13 protein-coding genes are annotated in these 18,575 nt (G+C 41.9%); 12 read left to right on the top strand and 1 reads right to left on the bottom strand.

What is annotated here, in order from left to right:
- Nucleotides 1-8: 8 nt before the first annotated feature.
- Genes QYZ87_06025 through QYZ87_05995 form a run of 7 tightly spaced genes read left to right on the top strand, consistent with a single transcriptional unit; the run spans nucleotide 9 to nucleotide 8,554 of the window.
- A complete protein-coding gene (locus QYZ87_06025; GenBank protein MDN4754084.1) occupies nucleotides 9-1,214 on the top strand; it encodes an FtsX-like permease family protein in 1,206 nt (401 codons plus the stop codon).
- A gap of 46 nt (nucleotides 1,215-1,260) precedes the next feature.
- On the top strand, nucleotides 1,261-1,926 hold the full coding sequence (locus QYZ87_06020) for an ABC transporter ATP-binding protein (GenBank protein MDN4754083.1): 666 nt from the start codon (nucleotides 1,261-1,263) through the stop codon (nucleotides 1,924-1,926).
- 19 nt (nucleotides 1,927-1,945) lie between these two features.
- Nucleotides 1,946-3,196, top strand: a complete 1,251-nt coding sequence (locus tag QYZ87_06015) for an FtsX-like permease family protein (protein MDN4754082.1) — start codon at nucleotides 1,946-1,948, stop codon at nucleotides 3,194-3,196.
- Nucleotides 3,197-3,210: 14 nt separating this feature from the next.
- On the top strand, nucleotides 3,211-4,470 hold the full coding sequence (locus QYZ87_06010) for a hypothetical protein (GenBank protein MDN4754081.1): 1,260 nt from the start codon (nucleotides 3,211-3,213) through the stop codon (nucleotides 4,468-4,470).
- 10 nt (nucleotides 4,471-4,480) lie between these two features.
- On the top strand, nucleotides 4,481-5,794 hold the full coding sequence (locus tag QYZ87_06005; protein MDN4754080.1) for an ABC transporter permease: 1,314 nt from the start codon (nucleotides 4,481-4,483) through the stop codon (nucleotides 5,792-5,794).
- 6 nt (nucleotides 5,795-5,800) lie between these two features.
- Nucleotides 5,801-7,033 (top strand): hypothetical protein, encoded by a 1,233-nt coding sequence (locus QYZ87_06000; GenBank protein MDN4754079.1) that lies wholly within the window; start codon nucleotides 5,801-5,803, stop codon nucleotides 7,031-7,033.
- 42 nt (nucleotides 7,034-7,075) lie between these two features.
- On the top strand, nucleotides 7,076-8,554 hold the full coding sequence (locus QYZ87_05995; GenBank protein ID MDN4754078.1) for a TolC family protein: 1,479 nt from the start codon (nucleotides 7,076-7,078) through the stop codon (nucleotides 8,552-8,554).
- A gap of 244 nt (nucleotides 8,555-8,798) precedes the next feature.
- Here the strand turns inward: QYZ87_05995 and QYZ87_05990 are convergent, their stop codons facing one another.
- Nucleotides 8,799-10,112: a Fic family protein gene (locus tag QYZ87_05990; GenBank protein MDN4754077.1), complete on the bottom strand. Its 1,314-nt coding sequence runs from the start codon at nucleotides 10,110-10,112 to the stop codon at nucleotides 8,799-8,801.
- Nucleotides 10,113-10,594: 482 nt separating this feature from the next.
- On the opposite strand from QYZ87_05990, the gene QYZ87_05985 reads away from it, so the two are divergent.
- The 5 genes from QYZ87_05985 to QYZ87_05965 all read left to right on the top strand — a co-directional run bounded on the left by QYZ87_05985 (nucleotide 10,595) and on the right by QYZ87_05965 (nucleotide 18,572).
- A complete protein-coding gene (locus QYZ87_05985) occupies nucleotides 10,595-12,748 on the top strand; it encodes a S9 family peptidase (protein ID MDN4754076.1) in 2,154 nt (717 codons plus the stop codon).
- Nucleotides 12,749-13,253: 505 nt separating this feature from the next.
- A complete protein-coding gene (locus tag QYZ87_05980; protein ID MDN4754075.1) occupies nucleotides 13,254-14,582 on the top strand; it encodes a sigma-54 dependent transcriptional regulator in 1,329 nt (442 codons plus the stop codon).
- Nucleotides 14,579-15,793 carry an ATP-binding protein gene (locus QYZ87_05975; protein ID MDN4754074.1) on the top strand — a complete coding sequence of 405 codons (1,215 nt, stop codon included), beginning with the start codon at nucleotides 14,579-14,581 and terminating at the stop codon, nucleotides 15,791-15,793. The genes QYZ87_05980 and QYZ87_05975 overlap by 4 nt, the downstream gene beginning before the upstream one ends.
- A 96-nt stretch (nucleotides 15,794-15,889) precedes the next feature.
- Nucleotides 15,890-16,993, top strand: coding sequence for a mannose-1-phosphate guanylyltransferase (locus QYZ87_05970; GenBank protein ID MDN4754073.1), 1,104 nt, complete (start codon nucleotides 15,890-15,892; stop codon nucleotides 16,991-16,993).
- Nucleotides 16,994-17,075: 82 nt separating this feature from the next.
- Nucleotides 17,076-18,572: an acetyl-CoA hydrolase/transferase family protein gene (locus QYZ87_05965; GenBank protein ID MDN4754072.1), complete on the top strand. Its 1,497-nt coding sequence runs from the start codon at nucleotides 17,076-17,078 to the stop codon at nucleotides 18,570-18,572.
- Nucleotides 18,573-18,575 lie beyond the last annotated feature (3 nt).

Genomic DNA, 18,575 nt, shown 5'->3' with positions numbered 1-18,575 from the left:
AGAAGATTATGATTAAGCAGGTGTTAAAGCAAATATGGAAACAGCGTGGCGAGAACGGCTGGATTTATTTAGAGCTACTTATTGTATTTATCCTCTTTTGGTATGTTGTTGACTATAGTTTTATGATGGTCCATAATCGTTTGTTGCCGAGAGGGTTCAATATTGAAAATACTTACAGAGTCTATCATGATGACATAAATAGTGAGGAGAAAAAAGACGAATTCGAAAAATTTGTGCGAAAGGTAAAGCAGTATCCTGGAGTTGAGAAGGTCACACTATCTAATAAATTTGAAGGAACGACTCCCTTTAGCTCCTCATATTCTTCCAGAGTACTAAAGAGAGATACAAATAGTGATGCTATTTCTATGAGCGCTGAAATAAAGAGAGTTACCTCCCCCGATTATTTTTCTATTTTTGAGATTCGATCGGTGACACATTCTGATAGGACCGGAGCTCTTGATTTCTCCAACTCATCATCAATTGTTTTAAGTGAGGACTTGGCTAAAGGTTTATTCGCCGATGAAGATCCCATAGGTAAAGCTGTCTATATGGGGCAGGATGATATTTACATAGTTACCGATGTGGTAGGGAATCAGAAGAAGTATGACTATGAAACATATACACCAACCTTTTTTATTTCAGCCAAAGAGGAGTCTGTAACGATGCCTGAGCTGTCATTACGAGTCAATGATCACTTCTCAATAGATAAATTTAGAGAAGATGTCTCCTATAGTATTCTTAGTTATCATAACGTTAAAAAGACGCTAGAGATGATAAATGGCACTACGATGGAGGTACAGTTAAGAATGATTATGATGCTATTCTTTGTCTTGAGTACCGCCCTTGGGGTGATAGGTACATTTTGGTTTAGAAATCAAGCGAGACGTAATGAGATAGGCGTGCGGATGTCAATGGGTAGTTCTCGGAAAGAGGTGCTACGTCAGTTTGTCACGGAGGCGATCCTACTGCTCACTCTTGCAGCTATCCCTGCGATGGTGGTTATAGCAGTTATTCTTCATCTGGATATTATTGAGGTAATAGGTCTTTCGAACATAGATAATGGACATTATATAATAGAAAAGGTATGGCTGAGGGGACTAATAACGGTAGTTATAACCTATATATTGATGGCTGTAATCGTGGGCGTGAGTGCTTGGATACCTGCGAGGAGAGCTGCAAGAGTTAATCCTGTAGAGGCACTAAGAGATGAGTAAACATATAAGATTATAAACAATATAAAAGTACATGATTATGAAAAAGATGATTGAACTACAGGAGGTGTATAAGATTTACCGTACTGAAGAGATTGAAACTGTAGCACTAGAAAACGTAAATCTAGAGGTCATGGAGGGTGAATTTATGTCTGTGATGGGACCTTCTGGTTGTGGAAAGTCCACCCTCCTAAATGTGATGGGGCTATTAGATCAGCCCACCAAGGGTCAAATACTCATTGATGGACTTGATACCAATGGGATGAAGGATAAGGAATTGGCTCGCTTTAGAAATGAAAATCTGGGCTTTGTCTTCCAGAGCTTCCACCTCATCAATTCACTTAACGTACTGGATAATGTAGAGCTTCCATTGCTGTACCGCAAGGTGGGTGAGAGCGAGCGTCGCAAACTGGCTAAGGAAGTACTAGAGCGCGTGGGGCTATCTCATCGTATGAAGCACTTCCCAGCTCAGCTATCAGGAGGACAGTGCCAGAGAGTAGCTATCGCTAGAGCAGTAATTGGTAATCCATCTATCATCCTTGCGGACGAGCCTACTGGTAATCTAGACTCAACGATGGGTGCTGAGATTATGCAATTGCTTCACCAGCTCAATCAAGAGGATGGACGGACCATCGTCATGGTTACACACGACGAAGACAAGGCTGCTGAAACACAGAGAACTGTACGCTTCTTAGACGGCCGACAGATATCTTAATCATAGAGCGATTGAAGTTATGATTAAGCAATATTTCAAACAAGCGTGGCGGATCCTGCGGGAGAATCCTGTGCTGAGTATCATCACGATACTCGGTACAGCCCTCTCCATCTGTATGATCATGATGCGCGTGATGGCGGATGAGGTCAAGTTTGGCAACCTCGCCCCCGAGACCAAACGTGATCGCATGCTCTCCGTAAGGAGTGTCAGGATGGGGGAGAAGAAGGGAGGTAATGCGAATTATAGCATGTTGGGACTAAAGCTCATCAATGAACTCATTTTACCACTTCAGACTCCCGAAAAGACTGCATTCTACTCCACAGGTAATTTCTCAGCAAGAAAACCAGGAGTGATCGAAGGGAAGGATTTATTCTGCAAAATGACCAATGAGGATTATTGGGATTGCTTTGAGCATGAATTTCTCTTTGGCTCTCCTTTTACAGAAGCGGATGTGAAAGCGGGAAGCAAGAAGGTGGTGATCAGAGATAAATGGGCCAAAGAAATCTTCGAAACTGCAGATGTTGTGGGTAAGAGTATCTTACTTGATGATGTAGAGTATATCATCTGTGGGGTCGTAAAGACCATGAGCTCTTTGGCTCATCACGCCAATAGTAATCTCTGGATTCCCTATACTGCACATTTGCAAGATGACGGGATGAGCTATCCAGGCGGATTCCGTTCAATACTTTTGGCAAAGAATCCTAAGGACTTTAAGAAAATCATTGAGGAATTTAATGAAAAGGTAGATGCCAGAAATGCCAATGACCCGACTTGGGATGTTACTTTCATGGGACAGCCAGATACCTTTTATGTCTCCTATTATAGATTCTCTGATAATACTGTACCAGATATGAAGGCGGTGCGAACCAGAAAACTCAAGGATTACGCCCTCTATCTGCTTATTCCTGCCATCAACTTGGCATTGATGACTTCTTCGAGGATGCTACAGCGACGCCATGAGTTGGGAGTGCGAAGAGCGTATGGAGCAAGAAACGCACAAGTTTTCCAACAAGTGATATGGGAGAGCCTGCTCTTTACGATTATCGGGGCTGTGCTGGGCTTTTTCCTCTCTTTAGGGGGAATGTTTGGTTTGTCTGAAATCTTATTTAATGGATTGAATGTTGCTTCACTAAATTTGTCCGTTTGGAATTATCTGCAACCAAGGGTCTTTCTTTACGCCATAGGCTTTTGCCTGCTACTCAATTTGGTATCGGCAATTATTCCAGCAGTTAAGTTTTCGAGAAGCAATATTGTAAATAATCTGAAGTAAGGAGGGTAAGAGTTATGATTAAGCATATTTTTAAGATTCTTTGGAACGAACGCAAGCACAATATCGTGATTCTTCTGGAGCTCACCGTGATCTCTCTCATCCTCTGGAGTGTAGTGGATCAGATGTATTGCCGCACAAGGAACTACCTGAGCCCTACAGGCTTTGATATTGAGAATACCTTTTTGGTGCAGTTGAAGGAGCTACCATTGATATCTCCTAACTATCAAGAGGATTTTGATGCGGATAAGAAGGTAGAGGCGGTTAAGGAAATATATGGGCGAATTCAGAATTTCCCAGGGGTTGAAGCAGCGTCTATCTCCTTAGCTTCCCGACCAGGCTCACCGGGTAATATCACTCCTTCAGCCCATTCCTATAGATTTGAAGAGACAGTTAATTATCTATTAAAGTACGTATCACCAAGTTTCGTGAACGTGTATAGGTATGAGCCTATTTCGATGACCAGAGATGAGATGGTGAAAGCTCTCGAGGAAGATAATATATTGGTGAGTACTGAATTTGAGGAGCTGGCAAAAAAGAATAATAACACCATACTGGGCGACACCTTATACTACGATAGTAAACGAGAATATCGCATAGGAGTAGTAAAGGGACTCATCAAACCCGTGCGATATTCTAAGTACCAAACAGCTTGGATGGGTGTGTTGGTTAAGAAAGTGCCAGACGGTGATTTAGGGGGTTATGTACAGAGTTGGTTAAGCGGGTTAGAATTCAGTATTCGGGTACGCCCCGAAGCAATGGAGGGCTTTGCGGAGCGATTTGAAAAAGAAATGGCTCCGATGATGGAGATTGGAAACTTCAGATTTCAGCATATTCTCTACAATCCCGACCAATTTGAGTGGGAAGAAAAGAATATGAAAAATCAATTTCTCTCCGAAGGGTTAATGCTCCTATTCCTAGTGGCAAATATCCTATTGGGGGTGGCTGGAGTATTCTGGTACCGAACCGTGTACCGTAGGAGCCAGATCGGATTGCGTATCTCATTTGGGTCCAGCCCAAGAGGAGCACAAGGGGTTTTCCTGCTTGAGGGAGTACTGATTCAGAGCATCGCCATGGTATTAGCTGCCCTCCTCATGATTGTAGCATTTGTGCAGGAGATACCATCTGTAAATATTATCCCTCTGGATATTCGTCGCTATTTTGGAGGCCTTATTATTACGGCCATCATCATGTACATTGCAGTGCTCTTGGCGGTGTGGATGCCTACCCGCAAGACCAAGCGAATACCACCTGCAGTAGCACTTAGAGAAGAATAAAAACAAGGATATGATAAAGCAATACTTTAAACAAGCGTGGCGGATCCTGCGGGAGAATCCTGTGCTGAGTATCATCACGATACTCGGTACAGCCCTCTCCATCTGCATGATCATGGTGCAGGTGATGACAGAAAATGTGAAGTATGGGCACCTACCACCCGAAACCAAAAGAGACCGTATGCTAATCATAAAAAGAGCATCGGTTAAGACCACGACACAAAGTACTTCGGAGCCTGATCAAGATGGGTCCACTAAGACTATAACCACAACTAATACAAACACTGGACCATTGGGATACCAATTGATTTCTAAAGTTTTTGTTCCAATGAAAACACCTGAAGCCATTGGATTCTTTCAATACGAATATAGTGAAGCTAAACTTACTGATTCGGACGAGGCACTCGATGTTTTAGCTTTTTTGTGTAATTCAGAATATTGGAAGTGCTTTGAATTTAGATTCTTAACAGGGTCTGCATTTACCAATAGTGATGTGGAGTCTATGGCAAAGAAAGCTGTGTTGTCTAAAGCATTTGCTTTGAAACTCTTTGGATCAGCAGATGTGTTGGGGCGTAGGTTTTACATTCATAAAGGAGAGGAATTTGAAGTCTGCGGAGTAGTAGAGACACCTTCAAGCCTAGCCACTTATGCACAAGCCTCGATGTGGATTCCACATACTTCAACTTCACTTATTTCACAAGAAGATCGAGATGAGATATCTGGAGGATTTAGTGTGATATTATTAGCAAAAAGTAAACGTAACTTCAAAGATATCCGTAATGAAGTCAAAGAAAAACTTGATGAATTTTTATCACATACTCCTAATACAGAAGTGAATATATATTCACAGCCTGATACATATCGGGAATCAAAATTAAGAAGGAGCGATCAAGAGCCAAAAACAAAAGCAATGTATCGCAGAATTTTTGCTCTACTTCTTTTGTTTTTGGTTGTTCCAGCTATAAATCTAAGCTTGATGACCAATTCGAGAATGAATCGGCGTGCCCATGAGATCGGGGTAAGGAGAGCTTATGGAGCTACCACCCATAATATTTTATGGCAAGTTATTTGGGAGAGTTTGCTCTTTACGATTATTGGCTCAATCTTTGGCTTCCTATTGTCTATATGGGGGGTATTCGGGCTTAGCAAGATATTATTCAAAGGATACAATTTTGGAGAGCTAAATATTTCCCTCTGGAATCTTTTGCAGCCAAGAGTTTTGATTTTAGCAATCCTCTTCTGCTTGCTTCTTAACTTAATTTCTGCCATTGTTCCTGCTATCAGGTATGCAAGGAGTAATATAATACAAAACCTTTATGATGAATAGTACCAGATGATTAAGCATATATTTAAGATAGTTTGGAAAGAGCGTAAGCAAAATGCAATTATCGTCATTGAGCTCTTTATTATTGCTACCGTATTGTGGTACATCGCTGATATGCTTTATTGTAGGGGCCGCCTCTATAGTAGCCCTAAAGGCTATGATATCACAAATACATACAATGTGGAGTTGGATGAGTTACAGCCTGATCATATAGAATTCATTGAAGGGGTAACTTCAGATCAGAGAGCTGATAACTTATTAGAAATTAAGAAAAGGATTGAGGAGTTTTCAGGTGTTGAGTACGTATCTCTTTCTATCGCTGCGAGACCCCACAGCAGATCAATGATGGGGATGAATATTTTTGCTCGAAACTTCATCAGTAAAGATTTCGCCCCATTCAAAAAGATTACCCCAGATTTTCTTCAGGTATATAGATACGAACCCGTAAGTGATTCTATTGAGAATTTGAAAAAGATTTTGGAAAATGGCCAATTGATTATCACGCAAGATTATCAAGAACGTGGCATTCAATTGGGAGATACGCTCTTTCAGGATGAAGAGTTTAAAACCCCTGATCAAATCATTCAAGGGGCTGTGAAGCCTATTCGACAATCAAAATTTCAATGCAGCGTGCCAGTATTCATCACTAATATCAAACCTCTGGACCTATCAATTAATAGTGTATTTGCTATAGAGGTAGGAATAAGAGTGAAGCCAGAATGTACTCCTCAATTCAAAGAACGATTCAAAAAAGAAATGGCTCCAAAACTGGTGCTGAATAACTTTAGGTTTAAGTCAATCGAATACAATCCTGATGCTGAACAGGTGGAGTGGGAGCAAGCAAGATTAGAGGCTTTTTCGGAGCTCTTTGTACTCCTATTCCTTCTGGCGAATATCCTATTGGGTGTTGCGGGGGTCTTTTGGTACCGTACAGTGAAGCGTAGGAGTCAGATTGGCCTTAGGATTTCCTATGGTTCTACTCCTAGTGGTACCCAGAGGCTCTTTATGCTTGAGGCGACGATGATGATGGTGATAGGGGTGTTTTTAGCCGCTATCGTGATGTGGCTTCTCTTCCATTACGAAATTCCATCCGTGGAGTTGATTCCATTGGACCTTAAGAGATACGTTGGAGGGTTAGTCATTACAATATTTACGATGCTTGGCACAGTGCTCTTGGCGGTATGGCTACCGACCCGTAAGACGAAGCGTATCCCACCTGCTGAAGCACTGCGGGAAGAATAAGTGAGCGTGGCACTTCGTGCCTGCGACACCATAATATAAAAAATGAAGATGAAGCGATTAATACTTTTTTCTATGATGCTCGTCGTAGTGAGTTCAACCTCTGCCTTTGGGCAGCAGGTGGTCTCACTAGACGAAGCCATCAGCAGAGCACATAGAAATTCGGTGGAGGCTCAAGTAGCATCCAATCAACTTAAAAAAGCCTATTGGACCCATAGGACCTACAAGGCTAACCTACTGCCAGAGGTCAGTTTTGCAGCCACTCTACCCGACTTCCGAAGGAGCTACAATCCTTATCAAGAGTCGGATGGCTCCTATAAGTTTGTCCGGACTAACTCCCTGCAGTTGTCAGGTGAGATGTCTGTCGAGCAGAATATATGGCTCACAGGTGGTAAAGTACGTCTTAGTTCGTCCTTACAGTATCTTGACCCCTTGACGAAGAGCCTAAATCGTCAGTTCCTCAGTGTCCCTGTTGGGATTACTCTAGAGCAACCACTTTTTGGGGTCAATCATATCAAGTGGGATCGGAAGATAGAACCCGTGAAGTACAAGGAAGCACAGGCTCAATATCTCAATGATGTAGAGAATGTGACACTACGTGCCATCCAGTTATACTTCTCGCTGCTTCTCTCGCAAGAGAACCTCAAGATAGCGGAGCAAAACCTCAAGAACGCACAGCGTATCCACGAGGTTGCTAAGGCACGCCGAGAGATGGGGCAGATCTCACAGAATGAGTTGCTCCAACTAGAGCTTTCGGCTCTTCAAGCGGAGAGCCGCTTTACCTCGGCTCAGTCTGAGCATAAGGCATCGATGTTTGCACTCACTAGCTTTTTAGGAATGAACGAGCAGGAGCAAGTGATGGTGGATGTCCCTTCCGATGTGGGCTATCCTAGTATCAGTTATGATGATGTTCTGAATAAAGCACACGCCAATAATCCGCTCCTACATAGCATCCGCCGAAGGCAGCTGGAGGCCGACTATCAGGTGGCACAAGCGAAAGGTAACCTTAGACAAATCTCGCTCTATGCTTCAGTTGGCTATACTGGACAAGACTTGCAGTTCCGTCCAGCATATCAAAATCTCATTGACTACCAAGTGGTACAGGTGGGGGTTAAGATACCCCTGCTAGATTGGGGAAAGAGAAAAGGGCAGGTAAGAGTGGCTGAGTCCAATAGAGAGGTGATGTCAGCTCAGTTAAAGAAAGAGCAAATCGACTTCAATCAAGACCTCTTCTTACTCGTAGAGAAGTACAATAACCAAGCGGAGCAATTAGCTATCGCTAAGACCTCTGACGAAATCGCCCAGAAGAGATACAGCACCTCCGTAGAGAGCTTCTTGATAGGGAAGATAAATACCCTAGACCTAGCCGATGCCCAACTCTCAAAGGATAATGCACGTGCGAAGTACATCAATGAGCTTTTCCTATACTGGTATTACTTCCATCAGATTCGTAGTCTGACCCTCTATGATTACCAAAATGATCGTGACCTAGAGAGGGACTTCAATCGTATGATTCATGAGTAAATCACATAAATATTTTCAAATGTAGTTCTTTGTTTATTTTGTAGTCCTAATTTGGAGCTCATACCACTTCAGTTAGGTCGATGGTATGCCAGGGTCATCAGATACTGGCATACCTTTTCTAATTTAGAGATCGTTTAGGTCGTAGTCCTCCACTAGTTCGCTTTGGTCAGAGTCTATTGTTGATACTAACTCGTCCTTTACTATACTCTCTAATTCTTTCCAATTCTCAAAGTATTGGAAAGAATTAGAGACTGGGAGTAAGTTTGTTTTTGATGATGTCGTCAAATTCTACGCTTTTTCGGTAGCCCTTTTTTACTTTATTGAAAGAAAATTCTGTCAGGAGCCCTAAGTCTAGTAACCCATTTATGTCTGACTTTGCTGTTGTCGGACTGATAGAAAATTTTATTTCTAAATCCTTGACCGTAAGCAAGAGTTTAGGATCATCTGCATACATCTTTAATAATTGAGCTTGACGTTCATTGATGTTGCCAATGGTTAAAAAATCGTAGGCTGCATTTTTCTCTTCAATTTTTCTCTCGATGTATTTTTTTAATTCTTCAAAAGCAGTCTCTATAATTGATAAATTGTAGGTAATAAAGTACCCAATATCCAAGTTGTCTGCTTCTGAGTACAGAAAAGTTTTTTCGTATTTCTTTTTACGCCTTGAAATAATTCTGGATATAGAGAGGTATTCCGTTAGCGAATACTCTTCTTTCAGCATATACCAATAAAACATGGCTCTCGCTGTTCGCCCATTACCATCAACAAAAGGATGCATATAGGCAATCATAAAATGAATAATAATTCCTTTAATGACTGGATGAATAAAAAAAGTAGGGTTCTTGTTATTAAAGAAATCACATAGATCTTCGATAAACTGAGGAATGTCTTTATATGATGGTGGCGTATGCACGACTTCATGTGTTATCCCATTTTCTACTACGACATTGTCATCCTCTCGAAATCGCCCGGTGTCACTTTCGTCCAATGTATTATCTGTTATTAAACGATGTATCTTGAGCAGCCTTTCACTAGTCAATGGTTCACTTTTATTATCAACGATATATTGTATTGTCTGATAATTGTTATGAATCATTTGTTGTGATTTATCTTTGGGAGTTCTTTTCTTCCTAAGCATCTCCTTTGCGACCTTTCTCGTGGTAGAGGCACCTTCCATCTGACTTGATGAGATAGCTTCCTCCATTAATGAGCTGATAAGATATCTTTCTTCTTTAGTTTCTTTGATTAAAGAATTAGAATCTAACGAAGGACCAAAATTCATATCAAACTGGTGACAAAACTCCTGCATCCTATTCGTTAGACTGAAGTGGATGCCATATTTTTTCCATACTTTCTGATCGTGCATCATTCTTGATGCTTTTATAGAAAACCATAAGTCCTTAGCAGTATATCCATTAGGAGTTTTTTTATACTTCACGGTGTCCCAATACTCATAGTTATTGTTTGCTGCAGTGATTAGGTCCTCTAACAAAGGTTCCTTCACCAGTGCACGTTTAATAATCTCTTCATCTGAAAACTTTGGTGCTTCCTCAATCATTTTTACCTTTTTCTCAAATTAATATATGTCTCAAAGGTATTCAATTCTTTCCAATTCTCAAAGGATTGGAAAGAATTGGAGTGTAGTAGATGTATTCTGATGGTAAAAATGTATGATGATTTAAGTCATTCTTGTGCCATTTAACTATATGACACACACGTTTTGTCCGCCCGATGAATGATTTTAGGCAGGCTTGTGTGGAACGTCTGTGATGAATGACAATAGTCGTAATCCCTTCTAGGGATAATATCTCCATCGTATAATGAATATCAGTTATTAATTAATACCTGTGAAATTTTTGAGGAATAGCATACCGGTAGAATAATTTGAAAGTAACGGTACAATATTTCAGCGGTATGGGTAGAAGAGATTAAAGAACTTTATGCTATTTATGAAGAAAAAGTCTACCCTTTGAATAATTTGGTAAAATGTATTTATCTTTACACTAAAATAAAACGACCAAACTACTAGAACTAATTTTTATGAAACGAATTTATTATTTGCCACTCTTTGTGGTGGCATTACTTGTTTTTGCATCCTGCAATACAGGTAAGTCAAAAGATGAAAAAGTTACTATTTTGAAACAATCAGATTTCCATGCGGCCCCTCTGGCAGAGGTTATTCCAGATACCATGACAGAGTTTGGGCATAATCGTATCGATAATTACTTTTGGATGAAAGATAAGAGTAATCCTAAGGTTATCGACTATATCAAAGCTGAGAATGCTTACACCCAAGAGGTTATGGCCTCAACAGAGGCACTTCAGCAGACCATTTATAATGAGATATTAGGGCGAATGAAGGAGGATGATGAAAGCTATCCATCATATCGAAATGGCTACTACTATTACAGTCGTTCAGAGAAGGGTAAGCAATATCGTACTTATCTACGTCGTAAGGGATCCATGGAGGCTCCTGAAGAGGTAGTGTTGGATATCAATCAACTAGCTGAGGGAAAACCCGCTTTTATCTTTAGTGGATATAATATAAGTCCTGATAATAGCAAGGTGGCATACTTCTATAACGAGACAGGCTCTTATGCTGAATTTACACTTAAGGTGGTCGATTTAGCATCTCGTGAGGAGGTGGGCTTTACTGTAGATGGAGCTACTTCCGTAGCTTGGGCTAATGATAGTAAGACTCTCTTCTATGCTACTATTGATCACACCTTAAGACCATCTAAGATATATCGACAGGCCCTAGACGAATCATCAGCTACGTTGGTTTATGAGGAGAAGGATCCCAAGTTTGTTACTGGTGTAGGCGGTGATAAGAATAATCAGTATATCTATATCTATAGCGGTAGCTCTACAACTTCGGATGAGCAGTTAATCTCTGCCGACCGTCCTAACGATACCTTTAAGGTCTTTATTCCCCGTGAGCAGGGCGTTGAGTACTCAGTTTATGCACATAAGGATAAGTTCTTCGTACGCTATAAGGACAAAGAGAACCTCAATGGGAAAATCTATGAGATGCCTCTCCAAGGATATGAGGATAGGAGCACTTGGAAGGAATTTGTGCCTCACGATAGCGAGGTACGCATAGAGGGGATAGATATTCTAAAGGATTATGTCGCTCTTGAGTACCGAAAGAATGGGCTTTCTGAGATTGAATTAAAGCCTATCAATGGTGGTGAGAGTAAGAAAATATCATTCCCAGAGCCTGTGTACACGGCTTCCCTAAGCGGTAACCCTGAGTATGATGTGACTACTATACGCTATTCATACACTTCACTCAATCGCCCTACCACCTTATATGAGTATGATATTACGAATGGAGAGAGTGTGGTGCTGAAGACGCAGGAGGTCCCATCTGGCTTTAATCCTGATGACTACGAGGTGGAGCGTCTGTGGGCAACTGCGAAGGATGGAGTTAAGATCCCTATGGCCGTGGTGTATAAGAAGGGATTGAAGAAGGATGGAACTCATCCAGCACTCATTTACTCATACGGAAGCTATGGTGTGAGCTCAGATGTGTACTTCAGCATCAGCAACTTTAGTTTGATTGATAGAGGGTTTGTCTATTGCTTAGCACAGATTCGCGGAGGTAGTGATATGGGTGAGCAGTGGTATGAGGATGGTAAGCTACTGAAGAAGAAGAATACCTTCACGGACTTTATCGCATGTAGCGAGCTGTTGATTAATGAGAAGTACACCTCCGCTAATAAATTGGCAGCAATGGGTGGTAGTGCTGGAGGATTACTGATGGGTGCAGTAGCCAATATGCGCCCCGATCTATATCAGACCATTGTGGCACAGGTGCCTTTTGTTGATGTGGTCAGCACAATGCTAGATGATACTCTACCACTGACTACTGGTGAATATGAGGAGTGGGGAAATCCTAATGAGGAGGAGTACTATGATTATATGCTTTCGTACTCCCCATATGATAATGTCAAGGCACAGGATTACCCCAACATGCTAATTACTGGTGGTATTAACGACTCGCAAGTCCTTTTCCATGAGCCAACAAAGTGGATTGCTAAGTTACGTTCATTGAAGACGGATGATAATATTGTCCTTCTTCACATGAATATGGATAGTGGTCACGGTGGAGCTACAGGACGGTATGACGGTATTAAGGATACCGCCTTTGAGTTCGCCTTTATCCTTAATCGTGTAGGTATCGATAAGTAAGAGAGGAGAGTCCTTTGGTCATTATGAAGTGATGGGCTGGTATCAGGAGGTATCAGCCCATCACTATTGTGTTGATATGGTGTGATCCGTGGTTATTTATAGAGTGACAGAATGAAAGGTGTTGACACAAAAAAACATCCAAGGAGGTGCGAAAATTCTTCCTATATGAAACCGTTCTCCTTCTCATAGGAAAAATTTTTCCTTCCTATAGGAAGCCTTTCTCTTTCATATAACTAAAATTTCACCTGCTACTTATGCCTAAAAAATGAACTCGAGGTTGCGATTTAATGTCGTGTATTCATTGCTGTTTATCAGCATGTTATGCCTCTTGCGATGATGACTAGATGAAGTTTTAATCTATCTTTTCTAACCTCCCCTACGAATTGACAGAAAGGTAACTTTAGGCAACGTGTGATTAAATAGTCCGATATGATGATTCAGATAGTCATCAGACGTTTTTTTAGTACTATGATTGCAGAAAAGATATAAGTATATTTGTAGCTATATGGAAAAGGGGTATAAAATATTGGTGGTAGATGACGATGCCACCGTGAGGACATCTCTTACGCTTTTGCTAAAGCGTAAGGGGTATGACGTGCAATGTGCCGAAGGGCCTGACCAAGCCTTGGCTCATGTCCAGAAGGAGCAACCTTCCGTGGTAATCATGGATATGAATTTTACTTTGACCACTACAGGTAGAGAGGGTCTGGAGTTATTACAGCGGATGAGTATATATGCCCCTGGTGTTCCTGTGATTCTGATGACGGCGTGGGGCAGTATCGAACTGGCGGTAAAAGGTATGAAGCTAGGTGCTTTCGACTTCATTACGAAGCCGTGGAATAACCTACAGCTACTTAAGACTATTGAGAATGCTATAGAAATAACCCGACAGAATAATGCCGATATTAAGTGTCATCCCGACTTCCCTAAGATCATAGGTCGCTCTAAGCCGATGCAGGAGTTACTAGCGACCGTAGCTCGAGTGGCGACGACGACTGCACCTATCCTCATCACGGGAGAGAGCGGCACAGGAAAAGAACTAATCGCGGAGGCTATCCACGAGCATAGCAAGCGGGTGGATGAGCCTTTCGTGAAAGTTAATTTGGGTGGCATCTCTCAAAGCCTATTTGAGAGTGAGATGTTTGGACATAAGAAGGGGGCTTTTACTGATGCGTATGCTGATCGAAAAGGACGCTTCACGATGGCAGATAAGGGGACTATTTTCCTAGATGAGATAGGGGAGTTAGACCTTTCTTGTCAAGTGAAACTGCTGAGGGTGCTCCAAGATCAAACCTTCGAAGTACTGGGGGATAGTAAACCTAAAAAGGTGGATGTACGTGTTATCTCCGCTACGAATGCTGATCTGAGAGCGATGGTACAGGATGGGACCTTTAGGGAAGATCTCTTCTATCGAATCAATTTAATTCACCTTCATATCCCAGCCCTAAGAGAGAGACCTGATGATATCCCATTGCTGGTAAGGCATTTTGCTGGGCTCTCCGAAAATTGTGAGCATGTCACATTCACTGATGAGGCGATGCAGTTCCTTATGAGTCACCCATTTCCGGGAAACATTCGTGAACTAAAGAACTTGGTAGAGCGGTCGATATTAGTATCTCCAACTGATGAGATTGGGGTGGAGCAGTTGAAGCAACACATCGAGACGGACGCCCAACTGACAAGCGGAGGTAAAGCGATGACCCTAGATGAGATAGAGAAGATGGAGATACAGAGACAGATTGCCCTCCATAATGGCAATCTAAGTCGGGTAGCAAAGTCGCTTGGACTTTCGAGAGCTGCCTTGTATCGTAGATTGGATAAGTACGGATTATGAATCTTGATTATATCCTCATAGGGCTAATATTGCTCTTGATTGTCTTGCTCTTCTTTTTTTATAGTAGGGCTATTAAGCCATTGAGGATTATCTCCAATGGGATGGGATTACTTAAGGGTCAAGACTTCAGCAGCCGACTGAAGAAAACCGGTCAGAAAGATGCTGATGAAGTGGTGGACCTCTTCAATAGCCTCATGGATCAGCTGAAGGAAGAGCGTCTCAGGCTTCGGGAGAAAAATGAGTTTTTGGACTTGTTGATTAACGCTTCACCTATGGGTGTTGTGGTCCTAGACTATGATAATTATATCACCGAAATAAACCCCTCTGGACGTAAAATCTTACTGCATAAGCATGATGATGACTACGAAGGTATTCCACTGAATGTTTTTGCCAAGAAAGCTACTCTGGACTTGACAGAGGTACCTACGAGGGGTACTTACACCTTCAATCGTGCTGATGGTAGTATCTATAAGTGTACTCACTCTTATTTTGTGGATCGCGGGTTTAAGCGCTCTTTCTTTCTTATTGAGCGTTTGACAGATGAAGTGAGGAGAGCCGAGAAGGAGACCTACGAGCAGGTGATTAGAATGCTGGCACACGAGGTTAATAACTCTACAGCTGGGATTACATCTATCTTAGATACAACCTCTTCAGAACTTAGTGAAGAAGGTTATCAGGAGCTGGCTGATGCTCTCTCCATCTGTATGTCTCGCTGTTATGCCATGAGTGACTTCGTGTCGCGTTTTGCAGCAGTAGTGAAGCTTCCTAAGGCCGTATTGAAGAGTAGTGATCTGAATGCTTTGATCCGAAATCAGATGCCTATCATAGAGAGCCTTACAAGTGCTAAGCCTATTCAGATAAAGTTGAACTTAGATGACGATCTTCCTAACTTGATGATGGATATTCCTTTGATGGAGCAGGTCTTTATCAATGTTGTGAAGAATGCCATTGAGAGTATTCCTATGTCAGGCGGGCAAATTAATATCCGTACATCGGCCTCCGAAGGGATGTTAGAGATTGAGGATAATGGTAGCGGGATTCCTCCGGAGGTTGAGGCTAAGCTCTTTAGCCCATTCTTTAGTACTAAGCCGCAGGGACAAGGGATTGGATTGCTTTTTACACAAGAAGTCCTCAAGCAGCATAACTTTCGCTACTCTCTACACACTGATAGAGATGCTAATCTGACCTATTTTAGGATTTATTTTCATTGAATAGGTGGTGGTAGGGTATTAACCCCTGAAAGTTGATATATTTAGTGGTATCTTTGTGGAAATGAATGATAACAGTTTGTTTTATACTAACTCATAATGACGAATAGTACAGCGGATATTTACTGTGTGATTATGGCGGGAGGAATCGGTTCACGCTTTTGGCCTCTGAGCCGTATTGATAGACCAAAACAATTCCTTGATATAACTGGGTCTGGACGTACGATGATTCAGGAGACATTTGACCGTTTCGAATCCCTATTGCCAGCCACCAATTTCTTAGTGATGACTGGCGAGAAGTTTGAGCCAGAGGTCTTACGTCAGTTGCCTGCCTTACAGCCCACACAGGTGTTGACAGAGCCTATTCGCCGAAATACAGCCCCTGCGATTGCTTATGCCGCCTATAAGATAGCGTGGGATAATCCTGATGCTTTGATGATCGTGACTCCGTCAGATCATAATATATTAGGGATTGCGTCCTTTCGTAAGAAAGTGCAGGAGGCTATCCGTTATGTCAAAAAGCATAATGTGCTGATGACTATTGGTGTCAAACCCACCTTTCCAGCTACAGGCTACGGTTATATAGAAATGACACCTGATACTAAGGCTAATGGGATTGGTCCAATAAAGCGATTCAAAGAAAAACCCAACGAAGAAGAGGCTAAGAAGCTATTAGAGTCTGGTGACTATCTGTGGAACTCCGGAATGTTTATTTGGAGGGTTCGGGATATTATCGATGCGATGGAGGAGTATCTTCCTGAGGTTGCGGTACATTTTGCTGAGATTGAGTCCTATGGTCAGTTGAGTGAACGGTCATCGGTAAATGAAGCTTTTATGGCGAGTCCATCAATCTCTATCGACTATGGCGTAATGGAGCGTGCAGATAATGTATGTACTGCAGTAGGAGACTTTGGTTGGGATGACTTGGGGACATGGAACAGTCTGCAAAAATATTCAGAATCACTACCTGAGGGATTACGCCCCATTAATACTAATATAATCTTAGAAGACAGTGCCGGTACGCTAGTGAGAGAGTCTGATCCAAAGAAGAGGGTTGTGGCTGTTGGCCTAGAGGATTATTTGATCGTCGATATGGATGACATGCTTTTTCTCGCTCCGAAGAAGGATGAAAAAATGCTTCACGAACTGCTGGATAAGTACTCCAAAATAATTTGTTGTGAGAAAGGGGATAACTGTCTGTAATAGGGGATGCGGTATTGTTACAGAATAGTTATATTTGCATAAAATAGAAAACAACCTTATTTATTATATAATAGATATAAACATGGCACTAAAGTTTATGACCGCTCAAGAAGCAGCGGATTTTGTGAGACATAATGATAATGTCGGGTTCAGTGGCTTTACGCCAGCTGGATGTCCTAAAGTAGTTCCTCATGCGATTGCTGAAAAGGCAAGAGTAGAGCATGAGGCTGGACGAGAATTCAAGATAGGCGTCTTCACTGGAGCATCTACAGGAGATAGATTGGATGGTGAATTAGCTAGAGCAAATGCTGTGAGATGGAGAGCCCCATATCAGTCTAATAAGGATCTACGTCAACTGATTAATTCAGGACAGACCTCTTACTGTGACCTTCACTTGAGTATGTTTGCACAGGAAATACGTTATGGCTTTTTTGGTAAAATAGATGTAGCAGTTGTTGAGGCATCTGATGTTACAGAGGATGGTGAAATAGTACCTACAACAGGGGTGGGGATCTTACCTACCATCTGCCGTCTAGCAGATAAAATTATCGTGGAGCTCAATGATCGTCATCCAAAGGCTATACGAGGAATGCACGACATTGTGGAGATGCAAGACCCTCCTCATCGTGATGAGATTAAGATCCGTAATGTGAATGATAGGATCGGATCTGATTGTGTCAAGGTGGATCCTAGCAAGATCGTGGCTGTTGTTAAGACTAGCGAGCCTAATGATGATTCAGGTTTTGCACCACTTGATGACGTTACTAAGAAAATTGGAGCGAATGTAGCCAACTTCTTTGTATCAGAGATGAGAGCAGGACGTATTCCTGAGAGTTTCCTCCCAATACAGAGTGGTGTGGGTAACGTGGCTAATGCGGTGCTTGGATCAATGGGAGACAATCCTGAAATTCCTGCTTTTGAGGTCTATACTGAAGTGATCCAAGACGCAGTCATTGAACTGATGCGTAAGGGGAAAGTGAAATTTGCGAGTGGATGTTCATTGTCTGTATCTAGGGAAACAATTCTGGAGGTTTATAAGGATCTTGATTTCTTTAAGGATAAGGTCTTGTTGAGACCTCTAGAGTACTCTAATAATCCAGAGGTAGTTCGTCGCTTGGGTATTATCTCTATTAATACTGCACTCGAAGCTGATATTTATGGTAATATAAACTCTACTCACGTACTGGGTACCAAAATGATGAATGGTATTGGTGGCTCAGGTGACTTTACTCGTGGGGCATATATCTCAATCTTCACCACCCCATCTACTGCTAAGGGTGGAGATATCAGCTGTTTTGTTCCGATGGTATCTCACCAAGATCACTCAGAGCACTCTGTTAATGTCATCATCAGTGAGTATGGAGTGGCTGACCTACGCGGTAAGTGTCCACGTGAAAGAGCAGAAGAGATCATTAATAATGTGGTCCACCCAGATTATCGTGATAACCTTCGCGAGTATCTGAAAATATCTCCTGAAGGACAGACTCGCCATAATCTAGAAGCTTGTTTTGAGTACCACAGACAGTTTAAGGAAAAGGGTACGATGAAAAATGTAGATTGGAGTAAATTTGCTAAGTAATTA

The organism is Porphyromonadaceae bacterium W3.11 (assembly GCA_030434245.1).
GTDB lineage: Bacteria > Bacteroidota > Bacteroidia > Bacteroidales > Porphyromonadaceae > Porphyromonas_A.
Note: the sequence above shows the minus strand (reverse complement) of the source record. Positions and strands in the feature narration are given on the sequence as shown.

Bases quoted from the DNA above. Each gene is read 5' to 3' on its own strand.
- QYZ87_06025 (MDN4754084.1), top strand. From the start codon at position 9: ATGATTAAGCAGGTGTTAAAGCAAATATGGAAACAGCGTGGCGAGAAC.
- QYZ87_06020 (MDN4754083.1), top strand. From the start codon at position 1,261: ATGATTGAACTACAGGAGGTGTATAAGATTTACCGTACTGAAGAGATT.
- QYZ87_06015 (MDN4754082.1), top strand. From the start codon at position 1,946: ATGATTAAGCAATATTTCAAACAAGCGTGGCGGATCCTGCGGGAGAAT.
- QYZ87_06010 (MDN4754081.1), top strand. From the start codon at position 3,211: ATGATTAAGCATATTTTTAAGATTCTTTGGAACGAACGCAAGCACAAT.
- QYZ87_06005 (MDN4754080.1), top strand. From the start codon at position 4,481: ATGATAAAGCAATACTTTAAACAAGCGTGGCGGATCCTGCGGGAGAAT.
- QYZ87_06000 (MDN4754079.1), top strand. From the start codon at position 5,801: ATGATTAAGCATATATTTAAGATAGTTTGGAAAGAGCGTAAGCAAAAT.
- QYZ87_05995 (MDN4754078.1), top strand. From the start codon at position 7,076: ATGAAGATGAAGCGATTAATACTTTTTTCTATGATGCTCGTCGTAGTG.
- QYZ87_05990 (MDN4754077.1), bottom strand. From the start codon at position 10,112: ATGATTGAGGAAGCACCAAAGTTTTCAGATGAAGAGATTATTAAACGT.
- QYZ87_05985 (MDN4754076.1), top strand. From the start codon at position 10,595: ATGAAACGAATTTATTATTTGCCACTCTTTGTGGTGGCATTACTTGTT.
- QYZ87_05980 (MDN4754075.1), top strand. From the start codon at position 13,254: ATGGAAAAGGGGTATAAAATATTGGTGGTAGATGACGATGCCACCGTG.
- QYZ87_05975 (MDN4754074.1), top strand. From the start codon at position 14,579: ATGAATCTTGATTATATCCTCATAGGGCTAATATTGCTCTTGATTGTC.
- QYZ87_05970 (MDN4754073.1), top strand. From the start codon at position 15,890: ATGACGAATAGTACAGCGGATATTTACTGTGTGATTATGGCGGGAGGA.
- QYZ87_05965 (MDN4754072.1), top strand. From the start codon at position 17,076: ATGGCACTAAAGTTTATGACCGCTCAAGAAGCAGCGGATTTTGTGAGA.